Source organism: Mesorhizobium sp. WSM3866 (genome assembly GCF_002294795.1).
Classification (GTDB): Bacteria; Pseudomonadota; Alphaproteobacteria; order Rhizobiales; family Rhizobiaceae; genus Mesorhizobium.
Map to the genome: position 1 here is coordinate 1 of NZ_NSGC01000022.1, position 18,569 is coordinate 18,569.

General features: G+C 59.5%; 17 protein-coding genes. 8 read left to right on the forward strand and 9 right to left on the reverse strand.

Features of this window, described 5'->3' with window-relative positions; all coding sequences use genetic code 11:
- Positions 1–818 (reverse strand): ATP-binding cassette domain-containing protein (locus CK222_RS29050; RefSeq protein ID WP_245433348.1); only part of this gene is annotated, 818 nt, incomplete at its 3' end.
- 122 nt (positions 819–940) lie between these two features.
- Between CK222_RS29050 and CK222_RS29055 the strand changes: the two genes are divergently transcribed.
- From CK222_RS29055 to CK222_RS29065, 3 genes are all read left to right on the forward strand, one after another.
- A complete protein-coding gene (locus CK222_RS29055; protein WP_095802695.1) occupies positions 941–1,936 on the forward strand; it encodes a LysR substrate-binding domain-containing protein in 996 nt (331 codons plus the stop codon).
- A 336-nt stretch (positions 1,937–2,272) separates the two neighbouring features.
- The gene (locus CK222_RS29060; protein ID WP_067320316.1) at positions 2,273–2,857 is read left to right on the forward strand and encodes a flavin reductase family protein; all 585 of its coding nucleotides are present in this window, start codon (positions 2,273–2,275) and stop codon (positions 2,855–2,857) included.
- 123 nt (positions 2,858–2,980) lie between these two features.
- On the forward strand, positions 2,981–3,661 hold the full coding sequence (locus tag CK222_RS29065; RefSeq protein WP_245307398.1) for a GntR family transcriptional regulator: 681 nt from the start codon (positions 2,981–2,983) through the stop codon (positions 3,659–3,661).
- Positions 3,662–3,725: 64 nt separating this feature from the next.
- On the opposite strand, the gene CK222_RS29070 is transcribed toward CK222_RS29065, so the two are convergent.
- On the reverse strand, positions 3,726–4,862 hold the full coding sequence (locus CK222_RS29070) for a Gfo/Idh/MocA family oxidoreductase (RefSeq protein WP_095802696.1): 1,137 nt from the start codon (positions 4,860–4,862) through the stop codon (positions 3,726–3,728).
- 456 nt (positions 4,863–5,318) lie between these two features.
- Between CK222_RS29070 and CK222_RS29075 the strand changes: the two genes are divergently transcribed.
- The gene (locus CK222_RS29075) at positions 5,319–6,203 is read left to right on the forward strand and encodes a sugar phosphate isomerase/epimerase family protein (protein ID WP_067320334.1); all 885 of its coding nucleotides are present in this window, start codon (positions 5,319–5,321) and stop codon (positions 6,201–6,203) included.
- 548 nt (positions 6,204–6,751) lie between these two features.
- Positions 6,752–7,408, forward strand: a complete 657-nt coding sequence (locus tag CK222_RS29080; RefSeq protein ID WP_067320336.1) for a GntR family transcriptional regulator — start codon at positions 6,752–6,754, stop codon at positions 7,406–7,408.
- A gap of 169 nt (positions 7,409–7,577) precedes the next feature.
- On the opposite strand, the gene CK222_RS29085 is transcribed toward CK222_RS29080, so the two are convergent.
- The 7 genes from CK222_RS29085 to CK222_RS29115 all read right to left on the reverse strand — a co-directional run bounded on the left by CK222_RS29085 (position 7,578) and on the right by CK222_RS29115 (position 15,041).
- Positions 7,578–8,624 carry a pyridoxal-phosphate dependent enzyme gene (locus CK222_RS29085; protein WP_067320340.1) on the reverse strand — a complete coding sequence of 349 codons (1,047 nt, stop codon included), beginning with the start codon at positions 8,622–8,624 and terminating at the stop codon, positions 7,578–7,580.
- 48 nt (positions 8,625–8,672) lie between these two features.
- Complete coding sequence (locus CK222_RS29090) at positions 8,673–9,761, reverse strand: ABC transporter ATP-binding protein (RefSeq protein WP_067320342.1); 1,089 nt, start codon at positions 9,759–9,761, stop codon at positions 8,673–8,675.
- A gap of 179 nt (positions 9,762–9,940) precedes the next feature.
- A complete protein-coding gene (gene kdgD / locus CK222_RS29095) occupies positions 9,941–10,849 on the reverse strand; it encodes a 5-dehydro-4-deoxyglucarate dehydratase (protein ID WP_067320345.1) in 909 nt (302 codons plus the stop codon).
- A gap of 40 nt (positions 10,850–10,889) precedes the next feature.
- On the reverse strand, positions 10,890–11,822 hold the full coding sequence (locus tag CK222_RS29100) for a zinc-binding dehydrogenase (protein ID WP_176477766.1): 933 nt from the start codon (positions 11,820–11,822) through the stop codon (positions 10,890–10,892).
- Between the two features lie 8 nt (positions 11,823–11,830).
- Positions 11,831–12,985, reverse strand: a complete 1,155-nt coding sequence (locus CK222_RS29105) for a Xaa-Pro peptidase family protein (RefSeq protein ID WP_067320348.1) — start codon at positions 12,983–12,985, stop codon at positions 11,831–11,833.
- On the reverse strand, positions 12,982–14,469 hold the full coding sequence (locus CK222_RS29110) for a M81 family metallopeptidase (RefSeq protein WP_067320708.1): 1,488 nt from the start codon (positions 14,467–14,469) through the stop codon (positions 12,982–12,984). Before CK222_RS29110 ends, CK222_RS29105 begins: the two co-directional genes overlap by 4 nt.
- 26 nt (positions 14,470–14,495) lie before the next feature.
- A complete protein-coding gene (locus CK222_RS29115; protein ID WP_067320712.1) occupies positions 14,496–15,041 on the reverse strand; it encodes a flavin reductase family protein in 546 nt (181 codons plus the stop codon).
- A gap of 210 nt (positions 15,042–15,251) precedes the next feature.
- Here CK222_RS29115 and CK222_RS29120 point away from each other — a divergent pair, with 210 nt between their 5' ends.
- The 3 genes from CK222_RS29120 (at position 15,252) to CK222_RS29130 (ending at position 18,528) form a co-directional block, all read left to right on the forward strand.
- Positions 15,252–16,604 (forward strand): ABC transporter substrate-binding protein, encoded by a 1,353-nt coding sequence (locus CK222_RS29120; protein ID WP_176477767.1) that lies wholly within the window; start codon positions 15,252–15,254, stop codon positions 16,602–16,604.
- A 114-nt stretch (positions 16,605–16,718) separates the two neighbouring features.
- The gene (locus tag CK222_RS29125; RefSeq protein ID WP_067320351.1) at positions 16,719–17,657 is read left to right on the forward strand and encodes a sugar ABC transporter permease; all 939 of its coding nucleotides are present in this window, start codon (positions 16,719–16,721) and stop codon (positions 17,655–17,657) included.
- Positions 17,644–18,528, forward strand: a complete 885-nt coding sequence (locus CK222_RS29130; RefSeq protein ID WP_067320354.1) for a carbohydrate ABC transporter permease — start codon at positions 17,644–17,646, stop codon at positions 18,526–18,528. The genes CK222_RS29125 and CK222_RS29130 overlap by 14 nt, the downstream gene beginning before the upstream one ends.
- Positions 18,529–18,569 lie beyond the last annotated feature (41 nt).

Here is an 18,569-nt window from a genome sequence, read left to right on the forward strand (position 1 = left end):
ACCGGCGTGCCCTCTGGGCTGCGTTGCCGCCGCTTGAGCTGTGGTCCGGAACGGTGGGTCGATTGGCCCATCTGCTGAACGATCTCGCCATCGCTCAGTGAGGCAAGCGGCGTGGCATTCGCGACGGTGACACCATCCCGCAGGACGGTGCAGACATCGCAGAGTTCGCGGATTTCCCGCATCCTGTGCGAGACGAAGACGATGCCGATTCCCTCGTCGCGCGCCAGTCGCTTCAGAACGGAGAAAAGCTTGGCCGTCTCGCCGGCGGTGAGGTTGGCGGTGGGCTCATCGAGAAGCAGCACTTCGGCGCCCGTTGAAAGCGCGCGGGCGATCTCCACGATCTGCCCTTCATGCAGGGACAATTTGCGCGCCGGCAGGTCCACGATCTCCTCGGCGATCGCCGCATCGATCAGGCGCAGGGCATTGAGCGCGATGTCGCGCATGCGGCGGCGGCTGCTTTGCGACAGGCCAGACTTCGCATGCACGATGCCGATGTTTTCCGCGACCGAGAGTTCGGGCAGCAGCGCCAGTTCCTGATGCACCACCGCTATGATCGGGCCGCTCCCGCCGGCCTTCGCCGATGCGAAGCCGATGTCGCCGGCGTCGCGGGGGGTGAGGCCTGTGATGATGCGGATCAGCGTGCTTTTGCCGGCGCCGTTGCCGCCCATCAGCGCGTGGATTTCGCCCGCCCGGACCTGAAAGCTCACACCGCGCAGGACGCGGGTTGCGCCGTAACTCTTCTCGACTTTGACAGCGTCGATCAGAGGCCTCCCGAGCGATATCTCCCCGGCCGCCGGCACAGTGCCGGCGCCGCCCACTTTCTGGGCCGTTTCCATCCTGCATCTCCTCCCGAGATCGCGGGAATGATGCGGCCGATTGACATCCGGCTCAATTCTCGTTTCTTAACATTCTGTGTAGCTGAACTTAACTGTCGCGAGCGATGTCAGACCTCAAGTTCAAGTCGATGGCGCATTTCGAAGCGGTCGCGCGTTTGGGCGGCGTAGCCAAGGCTGCCCAGGAATTGCAGGTTACGCCTTCGGCCGTCAGCCAACAGTTGCGCCTGCTGGAGCACCAGCTCGGCGTGCGGCTTTTCCAGCGCGAAAAGCGCCACCTGTCCCTGACGATCGACGGCGAGCGCCTCTACCAGACGACGACGCAAGCCTTCGAATCCATTCGCGAGGTTCGAAATGCCATCGTGCGGCAGCGTGAAAGCTTTCAGCTCAGCCTCCGGGTCAGCCCCTCCTTTGGCGAGAAATGGCTGGCTCCACGTTTGGCCGAATTCAGCAAGGACTACCCGACCTGGAATCTGCGCGTCGACGCGACACCCAATTTCTCGGATTTCGAAACCGAGGTCATCGATCTCGATTTGCGTTACGGCGACGGCGGCTGGGCCGGTCTTTATTCGCATTGCGTCGTAAACGACCTGATCCTGCCGATGTGCTCGCCTGCGTATCTCGCCGAACTGCGCAGGCTTTCATCCCATCCGCGCGAGCAGCTTCGCCAGGCCAGACTGATCGACAGCGTCAAGGCCTATTTCCGCTGGGATTACTGGCTGCCCCGTAATGGTGTCCAGGGCGCGCGCATGACCTACCCCCATCGATTCGACCGCTCCTCGATGTCGGTTCAGCTGGCGAAGGATGGAGCGGGCGTGGTTCTGGAAAGCACGTCGATCGCATTCGAAGACCTGGTGTCAGGCGCATTGGTGCCCGTGTCTACCGAATTCGACGTCATAGAGTTTCCCGGATATTGGCTTGTCTGCCCTTCGAGGCACATGAACCGGCGGGCGGTGCGCCTGTTTTCGGAATGGGTATCGCGGATCGGCAGGCGCGACACCGACCGCGCTCGACTTTTTTTGTCCGAGCTGGGCCTACGTTTATCGTTCGAACGACGGCCTCATTTTGGATTGCGGGATGACAAGCCGGCAGCCATGGCTTGATCGAGTCTGCATTCCTCTGGCTGCCGCGCGCCAATCAAGCTGGTTCGCAGATGGGCTAAAGTTACCTGGGCATGTGACCGATCCAGTTCCTGTGTCTCGGCTTGTCGCGAGTTGTCAGCGATTGCTGTGAAAGCTCCCGCCCGGCGGGGGCGGGCGAAGCCCTTGGGACCTGAAGCCTCCCGTTCTCCTGCCGCGGATTTGCCAAACGGTTGGCGGAGTTCCTCACAACGCAAGCAAGTCTCCCCAACACTACGCCTGTTGGCTGAGGATTGGGTTGCAAATCACAGTCATGCGCGATAGTGTATGCAGAATGCAGTGCGCAATCGAGGCCAGCACATGGGCATGACACCTCAGACTGTCTCCTCAAAAGACTCCCAGGAACCAGGAGACCGGGCAGGTGTTGACGCCGACACCTTTCGCGGCATATTCGGTGGCTTTCCCAGTGGCGTGACAATCGTTTCGGCGACCGACACCGGTGGAGCCCCGGTCGGATTGACCGTCAGCGCAGTAATGTCGCTGTCGCTCACCCCGCCGCAGCTGGTCATATGCCTGCAATCGTCAAAATACACGCTCCAGGTCATCCGGGCTCAGAAGCGTTTCGCGGTCAATTTCCTGGCCAGTGATCAATCGTGGATCTCGGATCAGTTCGCGTTCGGGCAAGGCGACAAGTTCGGCGGCATAGACTGGGGTTTTGGCGAAATCACGGGTGCTCCCGTGATCAAGGACGTTCGAGCATATGCGGAATGTCAGGTAGATTCGCTGATTGAATCTGGCGACCATACGATTGTCGTTGGACGCCTGGTCGCCGGCGGCACAGCCGATGCTTCTCCTTTGGTTTATCACGCTCGCAATTACGCTTTGCTTTCGGCTCATCCTGGAAGCTCTCGCAGGGCACCTTCAGACGGGCCTAACAACAAGTAGGCGCGCAATCGCCGCGTTGCATCGAAGCTAGGCACAGGCTGTGCCAACTATGAATTTGAGGGACCGTCGGCTTTCCGGGCGAATATGGCGCCGTTTTGGTCTAGGTAGGGAGCACAGTTGACCGTGCAGGATCTCAAAGAGAATGCAGCGCCTGGCGTCCAGGCTTACACGACGGTCAAGAAGCTGATCATCGAGAGCAATTTGCGACCGGGTGAACTGATCTCCGAAAGCGACCTTGCAAAGCGTCTGGATATCGGCGGAGCGCTAATCAGGGCGGCGTTAGACCGGTTGATTGAAGATGGTCTCATCAACCAGGTGGATGCGAAAGTTCTCCAGGTGGCGGCCCTCGACAGAAAATACATCGACGATGTCTATCAGATAAGCAAAGCGCTTGAGATACAAATCGCTTTACAGTCGGTAGATCACATACCGCCAGACGCGATCGAGGAATTCGCGATGGTGCTCGAAAACATCCGACCCGAGGTAGAAGCCGGCATGCCATATCGGGTTCGCGAGGCCTATGAGCATCTGCAGCAGATGTTCCTGACATACTGCGAAAACGATCTTATCTGCTTGATACTGGGACGGCTTCAAGATCATCTGACCCGCGTCAGGCTGGCCAGTCGCGCCACCGACGACCGACAATGGCTGCACATAGAATATTGGGTCATGAAGGATGAGCTCGATGCGCTTCGTGCCCGCGATGTTAGCAGACTGACCACAACGCTTTCCGCACATATGGACATGTTCCGGCGCTGGATACTGCAAAGCTGGATCTCGCCCCATCAAGCCGGAAAAAGCTGACGGTTCCGCACGGAAAAATCAGGCCCTGGTGGACACCCGGGTCCCGCCGGCTCTTGGTGAGCCCTCACAGCTCGAACGGGACGAACACGCTTCCCGCCTCTGCGGATCGCAGCGTAGTGAACATGAAGCCAACCCCCCGTGCCCCTTCGTGAACGGTGGGGAAGTCTCCATTGTCGGGTGTGTTTCGACCTGCCGAAATCGCCCGCGCCACCGCTGAATAGATGTTGGCGAATGCCTCGAGATAACCTTCGGGATGGCCGGCGGGAGTTCTGGTAGCTGCTTTCGCTCCGGCACTGACGCCTGTGCCGCCGCGGGCAAAGACAACCGGCTGCCGTCCCGATGCCGTAAAGGTGAGTTGTTCGGGCTGCTCTTGGTGCCAGGTGATCGCGGCATCGGAGCCAAACACACGCAGCGCAAGCCCGTTTGGGCAGCCGTGAGCTATCGAGGTGGTCCAAAGCGCACCGCGCGCGCCACCTTCGAAGCGCAGCAACATATTGACGTGGTCGTCGAGCGGATTGCGCAAGCTGGCCAGATCCGCAGCGAGCGCTTCGACGCGAAGCCCGCTGACATATTCGGCCAAATGGAAGGCGTGCGTCCCAAGTGACGCGACAACACCGAGCGCCCCTGCCTTGGTCTGGTCGTGCTGCCATTCCTTCTTGCCGAAGGCCTGCGTCTGGTACTGATGGGCGTATTCCACCTGGACGGATAAGACCTGGCCCAGTCTCCCCTCGGCTATCATGTCTCTTGCCATCCGCACCATGGGATAGCCCGAGTAGGTGTATGTTACGGCAAGAACTCGGCCGGTCTCGGCCACTCTTGCGCTCAGCGCACTGGCATGCTGTCGGCTGACCACCAAAGGCTTGTCGCAGATTACGTGGATGCCCTTGGCTAGGAACGCATCGGCAATTTCATAATGGGTTTCGTTGAACGTGCAGATCGTGACAGCGTCGATGCCGTCCGGGCGCTCGGCCTCGCGCGCAGCCATTTCCGCATGGTCTGAATAGGCCCTTTGAGGATCGATGAAGTGGTCTCTCGCGACCTGTCTGCTCCGCTCAGGATCGCGCGAGAACACGCCGGCGACCAGCTCCCAACGACCGTCCAGGCGCGCTGCCGAGGCATGGCTGGGACCGATCGAATTGGTGCCGCCACCGCCCACCATGCCAAGCCGCAGCCTTCGGCCTGCTGCATTCGTATTCGCCATCGGGACCTCTCCAGTTGGATTTGCTATCGCGATTTCTTGAGAATGGTCACCGGCGCTTGCGCCGGTGACGGATCGCCTTGACTAGTCAGGACCGCGGCTATCAACATCTATCAAGCCCGCAATGGCCCTTTCCAACCCTGCGGCACTCGAAGTGCTTTAGCGTGAGAACTCACTATCGGCTTGTGGCGTCAGAAGATGCAACGGAGCCGCAGCATGTGAATTCAGTATTCAATCGCATCCGGCGCTTCTGTCAAGCCGCAGTTTAATCGGACACTCTCTTTCGGTACGCTAAATAGGGGATTTACGGGCATTTCAATCGCGTATGCGAGTGTTGACAGTGGGAATCAACAAATTGCATACTGAATACCACATAAGATCGCTGATCAGATATGCGAGCTACGTGGTGCGACCCGAATGAGGGCGCTCCCGCCGAATTCTGGAGTTTATGGGAGCGACATGACCAAGAAGAAGAACAGGCTAATCTTGCATTCGTCAGTGGCCTGGGACGTGCCCCTGATAATGGATATCGATGTCGCGCGAACGATCGGTTTCGACGGCATAGATCCGTCGACCAGGAAGCTGCAGGGCTTCCTGGATGCCGGGTTCACCGAAGAGGAGCTGGTCGCCAGGCTCAACGGAATCGACATACCGGGGTTCGGCGCCGTCTTCGATATTGAGAGGCGAGGCGCGTCAGAAGCCGATTTAATGACGGAGGCAGAGTCTACCTTCAGCCTGGCACATCTCGTCGGAGCAAGGGGCATCCAGGTGATGACGGGCCCGGTGGATGTCCGGGCAACGATCGCGCACGCCAAGGGTGAGCACACCGATCTCTACAAAGGGATGCTTGGCTTCCCTCGCCAAGAGCAGATCGCGGTCACCGTGAAGAACCTTTCTCGCATCGCCGACTTGGCCGCGCAGTTCGATCTGCTTCTCTATCTCGAGCCGATGTCATGGACGCCGTTGAACAGAATAGCCGACAATGTGGAGCTCATCGACCGATCCGGCCGCGACAATATTCGATTGATTGTCGATTATTGGCATTGCTTTACAGCCGGGGACACGCCTGACGTAGTCGCCAACCTGAGCAAGGATCTGCTCTACGGCGTTCACATAAGCGACTCGCGTCCATTCGCCGGTGGCATCCCGATCGAGGACGATCTGCGCGACATTGAATTGGGATCTGGTGTCATCGATCTGAAATTGTGGACGGATGCTGTTAAGGCGACAGGATATGACGACTGGTGGGGCTGCGAGTCCTTCAGCCGGAAATGGCATCAGGAAAATGCCTACGAGATCGGACGAAAGGTGCACAGGCAGATGAAGCAACTGGTGCAAGGCTAGCGCTGTGTGGCTCCGTATGGAATCTCCCTTCCGCGACCAGCCATTCCCCCACAATCAGGTGACTGCGCTGCGGAGTAAAGGTCATCTCGTTCCTCCATCTGTGAGGTGGCTCCCAAACCGACCTGCGCATTGGCTAGACCGCAGTGAGCGCGCGGCGAAGCCAAATTCTGAATGCTGCCGTCTGGATGCAATCTGATCGTGGTGGTAATGTCGCTCCGACCAGGTTTTGGAGGCAGAAATGTCGAGGCTGCTGGTAACAATGGCCTTCGTCCCGGGATCATACGATTTCGATAATTACGGCCATGAAAGGCTCTGGGATGAAGTTCCGGCGCGTTGGAAGGCGTCTTTGTCCGCGATTTTCGCGATTTTTCGATATCGCTGTGGAAAGGCTTAGTGGACGACTTTTGAACGGCGCTGCTCGGCTGATCGCGAATTGCGCATTGCCTCGCCACGTGATCAACAAGTGCATCAACCAGGACCTTGCCAGTATTCTCTAGCCTCACCATTATTCTTCGAACGATTCGAGGCTTCGACCGAAAAGGAAAATCATGCAGGAGGTTGAGCGCAATATACCCTTGGGCGAGCGGGTCTACGACATCATAAAGAAGATGATCACCGATGGCGAACTACCCCCCAACCAGGTGGTGCCTGAGAGTGTTTTGGCAAAGCAACTCGGCGTGAGTCGCTCCCCGGTCAAGGCTGCACTGACGCGTCTGCAGGAAGACGGGCTAGTTGTAGGAGAGGCATGGAAAGTACCTTACGTCGCTCCGCTTGACGCGAAATATGTCAGCAACGCCTATCAAGTCCGTAAAGCTTTGGATTCCCAATGTGCGATTCAGGCTATAGGCAACATACCGGCCGCGCGAATCGATGAATTCGGCGTTTTGCTCGACAAGGCGCAGCAATCGTTAGAAACCGATCCTTCGCCAGTGAGGGACGCTTTTTTCTTTCTGCAGAGTATGTTGCGTGAATACTGCGACAATGATCTGCTCCGAAGCATGCAGGGTAAGTTGAATGATCATCTGACCCGCATCCGCAAGGTCATCCATTCGACGAATGATGGCGAATGGTTGAAGATTGAATATTGGATGCTCAAGGATCAACTCGAAGCGTTGAGATCCCGAGACTCCGCTCGTCTCGTGGCAGCCTTGAACAACCAGCATGATCAGTTCGTGCGGTGGCTGTTCAAGAATTGGAGCCTTTAACGGAGGTGTCGGGCGATTGCTGGCGTGGCTCACATCGTCTAACATGCCGTTGCTGCTGGCTCATCCCTTCAGGCGAGCTTTTCCCGCGCCGGGCTCGACGTCATAAACACTTGCCTTGCTCTTGAGCGCGGTCGGCTGTTCGCAGCGCCACAACTAAGTGAATTACGCTTTAATCACTTTGCCCAATATCATGGTAACTTGAAGCATATGAGAATATTGCTGGCAATCCGCCCGTGTGCAGGAAAATGACCCGGTCGGATTTGTCGAGGCGCCCGCTTTGAATGTCGCTCACAAGGCCGGAAAAGCCCTTTCCTGAATAGATAGGATCGACGAGAATACCCTCTGTTCTGGCAAGCAACGCGGCGGCATACTGCGCGGCCGCCGCGGGTTTGCCGTAGTCCTCTCCGACGAATTCTGTAGAGTTGCTGATGCGCTCCGGACCGAGGTCCAGCTTGAAGCCGAGGAATTCGGCAGCCGCGCGGCATCTGCTGGCGATTTCATCGGGGGTTTCATAGGCCTCGTTACGTGCATCCATCGGATTGATGCCGCAGATCTTCACGCCATGGCCCAACAATTCGGCGCCTGCTTGAAGGCCGGCTTGGGTGCTGACTTGAGAAGTGACGTATATATGGGTGGGCAGAGGTTCGCCCAGAGTTTCGAACTGTTCTACGAGCTCAAGATAAGCTCCGATATAGGCGACCGCCGCAAGGGTCAGTGCGCGCTCGGCACCCATGCCGAGGATCATCGGCCTGCGGCCGCTGGCCTTGAGCCGCTCGGCCATGTCCTGCTTGGCCTGCTTGGTCGATGCGCTGGCTTCGATCGGGATAATCGTTGCTCCGAACTGACGCGCGATCAATTGATTGCCCTGCACATGCTCGAATTGCGTGTCTTTGCGCGGCATCAATATGCATTCAATTCCAAGGCGAGCCGCAGCGGCAGCCAACTGGCGCGACTGGTTCGACTGTGAGGCTGCCCCCTGGATAACCACGTCCACGCCGCGGCTCTCCGCGTCGCCCAGGATGTATTCGTGCTGTCGGACCTTGTTGCCGCCAAAGGCCAGGCCCGTACAGTCGTCGCGCTTGAGCCAGATTTTTGGGCCGCCCAGTTCGGCCGCCAGTCTCGGGCAAGGATCCAGCGGCGTGGGGAGATGCGCAAGGCGGGCGCGCGGCAGTTGCGCCAGCGCTTTGGCGATATCGTCTCTTGAGACAGTCGGCATCGGTTGAAACCCCAATCGAGAAACGGAAAATCGGTGGTGATCAGCAGGTCACGAAAGCCGGACGCCGGTCGCGGGGTCAAAAAGACTCAAGCGCGATGCGTCGATGCGCAGTCGCGCCGGACCAGGCTGCGGGATCGAGCCCGCGCCAAGAAGTGCTGACTGTTCGACGCCACCATGGTGGAAGATCACAACGTCATGGGCGCCAGTGGGCTCGATCAGAGTGACATCGACTTCTATGTCAATTTCCGCGTCCCCGACGTCGCCGATCGCGAGCGCAATGTGCTCGGGCCGAAATCCGACGGTCACCTGGCGTTGCTGCGCCCTGGCCGCAGCGCGGAACTCTTCGGGAACCGGAAGCTGGGAATTGGCGCCTTCAAGCAGAAGTCGTCCACCGCCTATGACAGCGGGCGCCAGGTTGATTTTTGGGCTGCCGATAAAGGTCGCAACAAAAAGGTTTGCGGGTTTGTTGTAGACCTCGCTGGGCGTGCCGAGCTGCTGAACAGTTCCCTTTTCCAGAATGGCAATCCGCGTGGCCAGGGTCATCGCCTCTATCTGATCGTGAGTTACATAGACAGTGGTTCGACCCATGCGTTGGTGCAGCTTCTTCAGCTCAGTTCGCATCTCCACCCGCAGCAGCGCATCGAGGTTGGACAACGGCTCGTCGAACAGGAAGAGCGCCGGGTCGCGCACCAGCGCGCGGCCGATTGCAACGCGTTGGCGCTGACCGCCCGACAGTTGGCCCGGTTTGCGATCGAGCAAATGGCCAATCTGTAGCAGGCGTGCGACTTGCTCTACCGCATCCTCGCGCCCACGGCGCGGCAGCCTGCGCATCTCCAAGGGAAAGGCGATGTTCTGGCGCACCGTCATCGACGGATAGAGCGCGTAGGACTGAAACACCATGGCGATGTCACGGCTCTGACACGGCACGTCGTTGAGTACGCGAGAGCCAAGCCTGATCTCGCCGGAGTTGATCCTGTGGAGTCCGGCGATGGCATGCAGCAAAGTCGACTTGCCACAGCCTGACGGTCCAAGCAGGACCAGAAACTCGCCCGAGGCTACCTCGATGTTGATGTCCCGCAGGACATGCAACTGAGTGCCATAGTGCTTGTTTACCTTGTCGAGAGTGAGCGAAGACATCGGCCGTTCCTCAAATTGGGCCATGACGATGATCGTACGAGAGGCCGGGCTTCAGCCTCAACCCAGGCGCGACCCGCTCAAGCGGGCGCCGTTGCCTCGATAGGCTGAAACGCGTCGGCAACCGTGAGAACGTGGCGCCGGCGCTGGATTGTTGCTGACGGCACATCCTTTCAGGTTCGTCACTGCAAGGTCTGTCTGGCGATCAGCGACGCAAGCATGTCTTGCTCTTCGCCGGATAAATCGGTCAGTGGCGGGCGAACCGCCCCTGCATCGAAACCTTTCAACCGGACCCCGGCCTTGATCGCCGCTACCGCATAGCCTTTGACGCGATTGCGGATTGCCATGAACGGATAGAAGAAGTCGTTGAGCAGGGCTTCGCATCGGGCGCGTTCGCCGGCGCGCAGGGAGCGGTAGAAATCTTGCGCGAGGGCCGGAACGAAGTTGAATACCGCGGAAGAGTATGTCGTGAAGCCCGCGCCAAGATAGGCTTCCGCAAAAAGTTCTGCCGTGGGCATGCCGCCAAGGTAAGTGAGCCGGTCCCCCAGCCTTGCGGTGATCTGCCGGATTGCGCCGATATCGCCGGTGCCATCCTTGAAGCCGATGAGGTTGGGACAGGCATCGCAGAGCCGCGCCAGCGTGTCGGCCTGAATGACGGAGTTGTCACGGTTATAGACCATCACACCAATATCGACCGACTGACAGACCCTGCGAACGTGGTCATACAGTCCTTGCTGTGGCGCATCGATCAGGTAGTGCGGCAAGAGCAGGATGCCATCCGCGCCCGCCTTCTGTGCGGCCTTGGCGATGGTGAGGGCGATCTCGGTGCCATAGCCGCATCCTGAAACAATGGCGGTGTCGCCCGCCGCTTCTTTGGCTGCTCGAACGACTTGGGGGATCTCGTCAGGCGTCAGCGAGAAGAACTCGCCGGTGCCGCCTGCGGCGAAAAGCACCGGTGCGTTGAAGCTCGAGAGCCAAGATACATGCGATTTGTAGCTTTCGGGAGCGAAGCGGCCCTGAGCGTCGAAGTGGGTGACTGGAAAGGACAGCAGACCTGAACCCAGGGCAGCCTTGATCTCGATTGGCCTCATTGCATTCCTCTTTTTAGATCGCTGGTGTTGAAGAAGATGGTTATGGAAGCGGCCAGTGGGCCGCATCGGCGAATCCTGTGACGTCGAGCACGGCCTTGCCGTGGAAGCCGGGCCGCAAAACGGCCGCGGCCGCAGCAGGCAGGCTCTCCCATGGTTGACGCATCTGGATGGAAGTCTTGAGTTCGCCGCGCTCTAGCAGCGCGAGCAATTGTGTGAGCAGCATCCCGACGCGGCGTTCGCCAATGGCGAAACCCTGAATGGTGCCGCCGGTTCTCATCAGATCGTCGAAATTGGCAAAAACCGCAGCCTGACCTGCGCTCCAACCCACGGATTGCAAACTCCCGCCCGCATTAAGCAGGCTCGCTGCCTCCACCAGCGACGGGCCGCCCAAGGTTTCGATGATCAGATCTGCGCCTTTGATGTTGCCAAGGTCGGTGAAAACATCATGGGCGCCCAGCGAGACAAGAAGCGCGCGATCGGCTTCAGAGCGCGTTACGGCGTTGACCATGGCGCCCGCCAGGCGGGCCAGTTGAGTAGCAAATTGTCCGACGCTGCCCGATGCGCCGGTGATCGCCACCGTTCGCCCCAAGAGGGAACCGCCGCGCGATAGAACGGCTAAGGCAGTCGTCGCAGCAGTGGCCAGCGTTGCGGCATGACCAAGATCGACGTCGGTAGGAATAATGGCGACATCCCTGCAATCAGCGATGCGACATTGCGCCCAGCCGCCGCAGAGAGCGCGGGCAACGACTCGCGCCCCAATCGGCAGGCCTTCTACCCCAACCCCAACCTGGCTGATCACGCCTGCCGTATCCCAACCGGGGACAAAGCCTTCTACAAATCCCCCATGAACCGCGCGGCGCGATTCACCGCGATTGAGGGCGATTGCGCCAACATCGATGACGACTTCGACCGGACCCGGACGGCTTCGATGCGACAATCTCAACCCGGTTGGTGTCGCTTCATAGGCGAGCATGGGGCGCATCACTCCGACAGGATGGCCCGGGGCAGCCACGAGAGGCGCTCAGGGCCGGCTTCAGTCACGACGATTGTTTCGCTGAGAGCCAACTGCGGCGTGTGCAGGACGACATGGAAAACCATGTTGGGCTCGAACGCCCAAGTCTGGCCCGGCGCCATGATCCTGGTGTGGTCGCTGACTCGGGGCACAGCCTGATAGCCAAGCGTATAGCCGGTGATCTGGGTAAAGACGGCCTTGAGCCCTTGTCGCAGCACCTCACGGCGGCAAATGGCGTCCACATCGCCCCCCTTTGCGCCTGGAACCATTGCGGCAATCTGGCGGTCCTGGATCTCGACCATTTGCCTGGCCAGTTCCAGGTCCGCGGCGGTCGTCTTGCCGACCAATGCTGGCCGGACAAGGCGTGCGCTATAGCCGCGAAATTGCGGCGTGGCCTCTACAAACACCCGCTCGCCCTCGGCCCACGGTGCTCCCGTCACCCCGCCTATCAAGGCGTCCACGCCGGTCATGCGCCCCAGGATGGCGGCCCGGGTATTGTCGGCCCCGTGATGAATGGAGGCCTCGCACATGGCGGCGAGGCTGTCGCGGTCGCTCACTCCGGCTTTGATCGAGCCGGCGCCGGCGGTCACAATGTGATCGGCGATGTCGGCAGCGCGGCGGATATAGGCCAATTCGGCGGGCGACTTGATCAATCGCTGTTGCCAGATCACGCCGGAGAAATCGACTATCTCCATGCCCGGATTGCCGGCACGGATCTGGTGCAGCCGAGCGATCGTCAGGATGTTGCTGTCTTTCTCCACCGCCAGGCTTTTCGGGGCCAGCCGGGCGATGGCGCTGGTCACCCGAGCGTGCGAATCCTCGTCGTCGGCGAATGTTTCGTAGGACCTTGACCAGGACTGGTCGAGGAAGGTGCCAAGATCGAGTTCGCGAATTATCAGCCAGGGCTCCCCTTTCACCGGGATCAGGGCAGCTTGGTAGCGGGCCGCGGTCGCGAGATAGCCAAACAGATAGGCCAGATGATCTATCTGGTCGACAAGGAGCAGCTCTGCGCCGCGCAACTCCATCTCAGACTGTATCGCACGCATGCGGGCGTGGTACTCAGCCTGGTCAAAATCCAGGGGTCCGCGCGTCGCGTAGGCCGGCCCGGCCGCCTGCTTGTTCATGCGGGCTCCTGTCTAGATCGATGCTCAGCTTGATAGTCCACGTCCGCAATGATGGGCCACATTGGCCGTTGCAAACGACGGCGATGCAACTTTCTCACGTCGACGGGCGAGAGCCCCGGTGGGTCTGCGGTGATGATGCGGTCGAATCGCGGCTCGAACCAGGCCTTGAAATGCTGGCTCGATTTCAGCGCCACGATTGGAAATTGCGCGAGATCGACTCCGGCTTTGATAAAGGGGCCGTCATCAAGTGTCTGGCGGCGCCCACTGGACACGACGACGTCGACACTGCCAATGCGCAATGTCGCCAGCAAACCAAGATCTATCGTCTCCCCGGTTCCCATCGGGCTCTTTACCCGGAAGAGCCCGTTGTTGAGGCCAAGAACCTCTGCCACGGCTCTTATTGGGAGGCCGAGAAGCGTATTGGTGTGTCCACCTAGCTCGACATTGATGTGCGCGCCGACCCCGGCGGCGGCGGCCCGCGCTACCGTGCCAGGGTCGAAAATGTGTGAAAAGCAGGACCGCGCGCCCGCGGCGATGAGAGCCGACAGAAGGTGAGTCCCATCCCCTGGGCTGCCGGCTCCGGTGTTATCTGAAAACTCATTGAGGACGACAGTGCGCCCATCTCGCATTGCTTCTTGGATCGCACCTTCAGGCGGTAGGCTGTCCACCTTGATCTGGTGCCTTCGCTCCCAAAGGGCGCCGGCGATCCGCTGCGCCAGTCGGTGGGCATCATTGGCTCCATTGCGGCGAGTCACCACGACCACCGATGCTCCAATGTGAGGCACGTCTACATAGGGGAAGCCGTGCATGATGCGGGCGCACGCGACGCCCTCCAGCTTTTCGATTTCGGTGCAGAGGCGGTCGAGTTCGACAAACGCCGGCAAGCTGGTTGGAACGGGCGGGAACAGCATCGGCACCTGTTCGATGGCCGTTTCGAAGTCAGCTCTCGAGAGCACGATGTCGCAAAGGCATCGCGCCGCTTCCACTCCACGCTCATACTGGTCGACGTGGGGATTGAGCCGCACCGGAAACAGCGCCGAGCAAAAATCGCCTAGGCGCTGGCGGACGTTGCCGTGGAGATCCAACGTGGCCACGATCGGAATTCTTTCGCCGAGACGCTGGCGTAGCGCGGCACACAAGTCCTCCTCGAGACTGTCGATGCCCTCCACGATGCCCGCGCCATGAAGTGACAAAAGAAGCGCGTCCAGATCCGAAGCCGCCGCCTGCTCGACCAATTCCTCACGCAACGCGACATAAACCTCGCGCCGGATCGTGCCCGATGGTGTGGCTTCAGCGTAGAGCAACGGGACGGCATCGAAACCGAGCGCGCCGGTCTCATCAATCAGACCAGCAAGATAGGTGCGGGCGCCGTGGCTGAACGAAGATATCTCAACGCCGCGCAGCACCTGAAAACCGGTAAGCCCCGTGGGAACAGCAAATGTATTGGTTTCATGAAAAATTCCGCCGATGCCGACCCGAGCCATGCTGGCCATCCCTCGTGGCGACCAACTCAGCTGGCGAGTTTGTAAACGAGGTCGACGTGCTGGCGACTGCAGTAGGTCAAAGGACGATCCTCTGTCACCGCGCCCGACAAGATGCGACCCACAATGATCGGATGGTCTCCGGTCTCGATGACGCGAAAGACGCTGCATTCGGCGTGGGCGCGAACGTCTTCAAGCACAGGCGCCTCCACATGCGGGCTCTTGCCCCAAGCAACGGCAGAAAACTTGTCCTGGTTGCCGAATGCGAAGCTGTCGGAAACGTCAGACTGGCTGCTCGCCAGAAAGTTAACTGGGAAGGCGCCGCGAGACGGAATTGCCTCCAATGTATGATTTGCGTTCGGTGGGCAAACGGCCAGCGGGGGTGGCGCGAGCGAAGCCGACATCACGGCGCTCACTGTGAGGCCCACCGGGACATCTGTTTCATCCAGTGTGGTCACCACTGTTACGCCGCTTGGAGGCCCTGAGAACATGTCCCGGAACATGGCTGGATCGAGGCATGGCTGCGGCGAAGGCTCGGTCGGGATAGCCGCATCGGCTTGGAGCTCGAGGCTCACGGGTCGCTCCTCAGATTGCATACTGAACACAATATCGCGAAGCCGCCGGCTTGCCAATGGCCATTCTGGATTTGGGGGCTGGATTTGGGGCGGCATGGCTAGAGATCAGCGAAATTTTCAAAAAAACAGCCATTCTGCAAGGAAACCGAGCCGTTCTCGTGCGAGATGAATAAGAGAGGGACTTGACAAGCTCGCAGCCAACTCGACAAAGTGTCGCCTGAACGCTGTCGCCACTTTGGTTGCGAAACAGCCGTGCAGCATCACTTGAGCAAAGCAAAAAAGGGGAATGCTATGACCAAAAACAAGCAGGGCTACATGGCGCGCGCGCTTCTGGCCGCAACGGTGTTGTTCTCCGCGGTTACGACGAGCCTCGCGGAGGAAAAGAAGCTTGAGGTGCTGCACTTCTTCACGGCAGGGTCGGAGGCCGCCGCCATCGGCGTCATCAAGGATGCCTTCACGGCCAAGGGATATGGCTGGGTGGACCTGCCTGCGACGGGAACAGACACGCTCAATCAGGTGCTGCGTTCCCGCGTCACGGCAGGTTCGCCGCCGAACGCGGTGCTGATGCATTCAAACGAGGTCAAGCAGTGGGTCGACCAGGGCGCGCTCGTTGACCTGTCGCCAATCGCCACCAAGGGAGACTGGGATAAGGTGATGTCAAAGGGCCTCATTCCCCATCTGAAGCTCAACGGCGCATTCTACGGCGTCCCGACCACGGTGGAGCGCACGAACTGGCTTTGGTACAACAAGAAGGTGTTCGACAAGCTTGGTCTTGAGCCGCCGACCACCCTCGACGAGTTCCACGCCGCGGCCGACAAGCTCAAGGCCGCCGGTGTGATCCCGCTGGCGATCGGCGGCGTCAACTGGCAGGAGGCCACCCTTTTCGAGACGGTGCTGGTAGCTGTTGGTGGCCCCGACTTCTATCGCAAGGCGATCGTGGAGCAGAACGAAGATGCGCTGAAAAGCGACACCATGATCAAGGTCTTCGATGAATTCCGCAATATGAACAAGTATGTCGACCCGAACTACCCCGGCCGCGACTGGAACATCGCCGCCAAGATGGTGATGACCGGTGAGGCCGGCATGCAGGTGCTTGGCGACTACGTAAAAGGCGAGATGGTGCTGGCGAATCTGAAGCCGAACGTCGACTATGGCTGCGCACCGCCTCCCGGCAACGCGCAGACCTATCTGACCGTGTCCACCGCGTTCGTCTTCTTCAAAAGCAAGGACGCCTCCGTCGAGGCCGCGCAGGATGCTTTGGCCGAGACCACGTTCGATCCCAAGGTTCAGCTCGGGTTCAACTTGAAGAAGGGGGCCACGCCCGCACGCAGCGACGTCGACGCCGCCGCGCTCGATTTTTGCGCGCAGGCTTCCTACAAGGCCCAGGTGGACGCGGCCTCTCGCGGCCAGTCATTCCCCGCCATTTCGCATTTCGAGGCATGGAGCCCGGCCAAGAGCGGCGTTTTCATGGACGTCGTCTCGACCTTCTTCGAGCAGCCCTCAATGACCTCGAAGGCCGCAGTCGATCAGCTCGTCAACGACCTGAAGACGATCTCTGAATAATCGACGCGCTCCCAAGCGGTCGTGCCGCGGCTGTTGGCCCCACGGGTCCGGCCGCGGCATGGGTATCGGCCAGGTACAAACTTCTCATCTGGAGTGGCGGCAAGGCGAATGGGAATGCTATCGCTGAAGTCGGAAGTTTTTACGGCGCGCCCGTCTCTCGAGACCGGGCGTGCGCGGACGTTCATCGGCAGATATGCATCGCAAATCGCCCTCGCGCCTTCGGTCGCGATAGCCTCGATATTCGTCTATGGCTTCATGCTGTGGACGGCCTACATATCGTTCAGCGCGTCAGGGATGTTGCCAGACTATCACTGGGTCGGTCTGCGGCAATACTACAGTCTATGGTCCAACCCGATCTGGGTTCAATCGGCCAAGAATATCGTGGTTTTCACGTTCTTTTACATCATGCTGACGACCTTGGTTGGTCTGTTTCTGGCCATCCTTCTTGACCAGAGAATAAGAGCGGAAGGGGCCTTGCGGCTCATCTACCTCTATCCGATGGCCCTTTCATTCATCGTCACCGGAACGGCGTGGAAGTGGATCCTCAATCCCGGCCTTGGCATAGAACATGTCATGCGAAACTGGGGCTGGGAGGATTTCCGGTTCGATTGGCTGGTGAACCCGCGCTTTGCCCTCTACACCGTCGTGCTGGCGGGTGTCTGGCAGGCATCCGGCTTCGTCATGGCCTTGTTCCTTGCCGGGTTGCGCGGGGTAGACGAAGATCTGATAAAGGCCGCCCGACTGGATGGGGCAGGCGGCCCCTCGATCTATCGCCGCATAATCATACCGCTTCTTGGCCCGACCTTCGTGACCGTTGCGGTGGTGCTGGTTCAGCAGGCGCTGCGGACCTTCGACCTTGTCGTCGCCCTGACCAACGGCGGGCCTGCCAACAGCACGCAGTTGCCGGCGACCTTCATGTACAAGCAGACTTTCGAACGCTCGCAGCTTGGCGTCGGGGCGGCGAGCGCAGTGATGATCTTCATGACACTAGTGGCGATCGTGGTGCCCTATCTCTACACCTCAACCAGAAAGGCCTCCGATGAGCACGCATGAGGTGGTGCTGGGAAACGGCCTGGCGCATAGGATCACCCGTATTGTCATCTATGGCGCACTTTTGTTCATGGCCGCCATCTATGTCTTTCCGCTTCTGGTCGTCGTGCTGACCTCGCTGAAACCCTTGGAGGAATTGCGCTCCGGCACAATCATCGACTTTCCCGCCGCTCCGACCATGCAGCCCTGGTATCAGGCCATGTTCGCTGCCTGCATAGGAACGAGTTGCAACGGATTGGCACCATACTTCGTGAACTCGGTAATGATGGTCGTACCGGCAGTGTTGCTGTCGACCCCGATTGGGGCGGTCAACGGTTTCGCCCTGACGCATTTCAAGTTCCCGGGCCACAATTGGGTCTTCGCGTTTCTCTTGTTTGGCGTCTTCATCCCGCTGCAGATCGTGCTCATCCCGTTGGCATATGTGATGGGTTCGCTCGGCATAGCCAACAGTGTCATGGGTCTCATCCTGGTCCATGTGATCTATGGCATTGCCTTCACGACTTTGTTCTTTCGCAACTTCTTCATCACTGTGCCGCACGAGATCGTTGATGCAGCCCGCATGGATGGCGCCAGGTTCCTCCAGATTTTCCGTCGTATCGTGCTTCCGGTCGCCATTCCAACAATGGTGGTGTCGGTCATCTGGCAATTCACCCACATCTGGAACGACTACCTGTTGGCAACCACCTACACCTCCGGCCTGACCTCGCCGGTAACCGTCGGGCTTTACAACATGGTCGCATCGACCACCGGAACGAAGGAATACAACGTGAATATGGCCGCGGTGTTCTTGACCGCTCTGCCAACCCTTTTGGTCTACGTCTTTGCCGGCCGTTATTTTCTGCGCGGGCTTGTCGCGGGATCCGTCAAGGGTTGATCGGGCCAGACCATACGAGAACGACTGCCATGAACTTGACC

What these genes read in the sequence shown, in the direction of transcription:
- CK222_RS29055 (WP_095802695.1), top strand. Translation starts at nt 941, where the DNA reads ATGTCAGACCTCAAGTTCAAGTCGATGGCGCATTTCGAAGCGGTCGCG.
- CK222_RS29060 (WP_067320316.1), top strand. Translation starts at nt 2,273, where the DNA reads ATGGGCATGACACCTCAGACTGTCTCCTCAAAAGACTCCCAGGAACCA.
- CK222_RS29070 (WP_095802696.1), bottom strand. Translation starts at nt 4,862, where the DNA reads ATGGCGAATACGAATGCAGCAGGCCGAAGGCTGCGGCTTGGCATGGTG.
- CK222_RS29075 (WP_067320334.1), top strand. Translation starts at nt 5,319, where the DNA reads ATGACCAAGAAGAAGAACAGGCTAATCTTGCATTCGTCAGTGGCCTGG.
- CK222_RS29080 (WP_067320336.1), top strand. Translation starts at nt 6,752, where the DNA reads ATGCAGGAGGTTGAGCGCAATATACCCTTGGGCGAGCGGGTCTACGAC.
- CK222_RS29085 (WP_067320340.1), bottom strand. Translation starts at nt 8,624, where the DNA reads ATGCCGACTGTCTCAAGAGACGATATCGCCAAAGCGCTGGCGCAACTG.
- CK222_RS29090 (WP_067320342.1), bottom strand. Translation starts at nt 9,761, where the DNA reads ATGTCTTCGCTCACTCTCGACAAGGTAAACAAGCACTATGGCACTCAG.
- kdgD (WP_067320345.1), bottom strand. Translation starts at nt 10,849, where the DNA reads ATGAGGCCAATCGAGATCAAGGCTGCCCTGGGTTCAGGTCTGCTGTCC.
- CK222_RS29100 (WP_176477766.1), bottom strand. Translation starts at nt 11,822, where the DNA reads ATGCTCGCCTATGAAGCGACACCAACCGGGTTGAGATTGTCGCATCGA.
- CK222_RS29105 (WP_067320348.1), bottom strand. Translation starts at nt 12,985, where the DNA reads ATGAACAAGCAGGCGGCCGGGCCGGCCTACGCGACGCGCGGACCCCTG.
- CK222_RS29110 (WP_067320708.1), bottom strand. Translation starts at nt 14,469, where the DNA reads ATGGCTCGGGTCGGCATCGGCGGAATTTTTCATGAAACCAATACATTT.
- CK222_RS29125 (WP_067320351.1), top strand. Translation starts at nt 16,719, where the DNA reads ATGCTATCGCTGAAGTCGGAAGTTTTTACGGCGCGCCCGTCTCTCGAG.
- CK222_RS29130 (WP_067320354.1), top strand. Translation starts at nt 17,644, where the DNA reads ATGAGCACGCATGAGGTGGTGCTGGGAAACGGCCTGGCGCATAGGATC.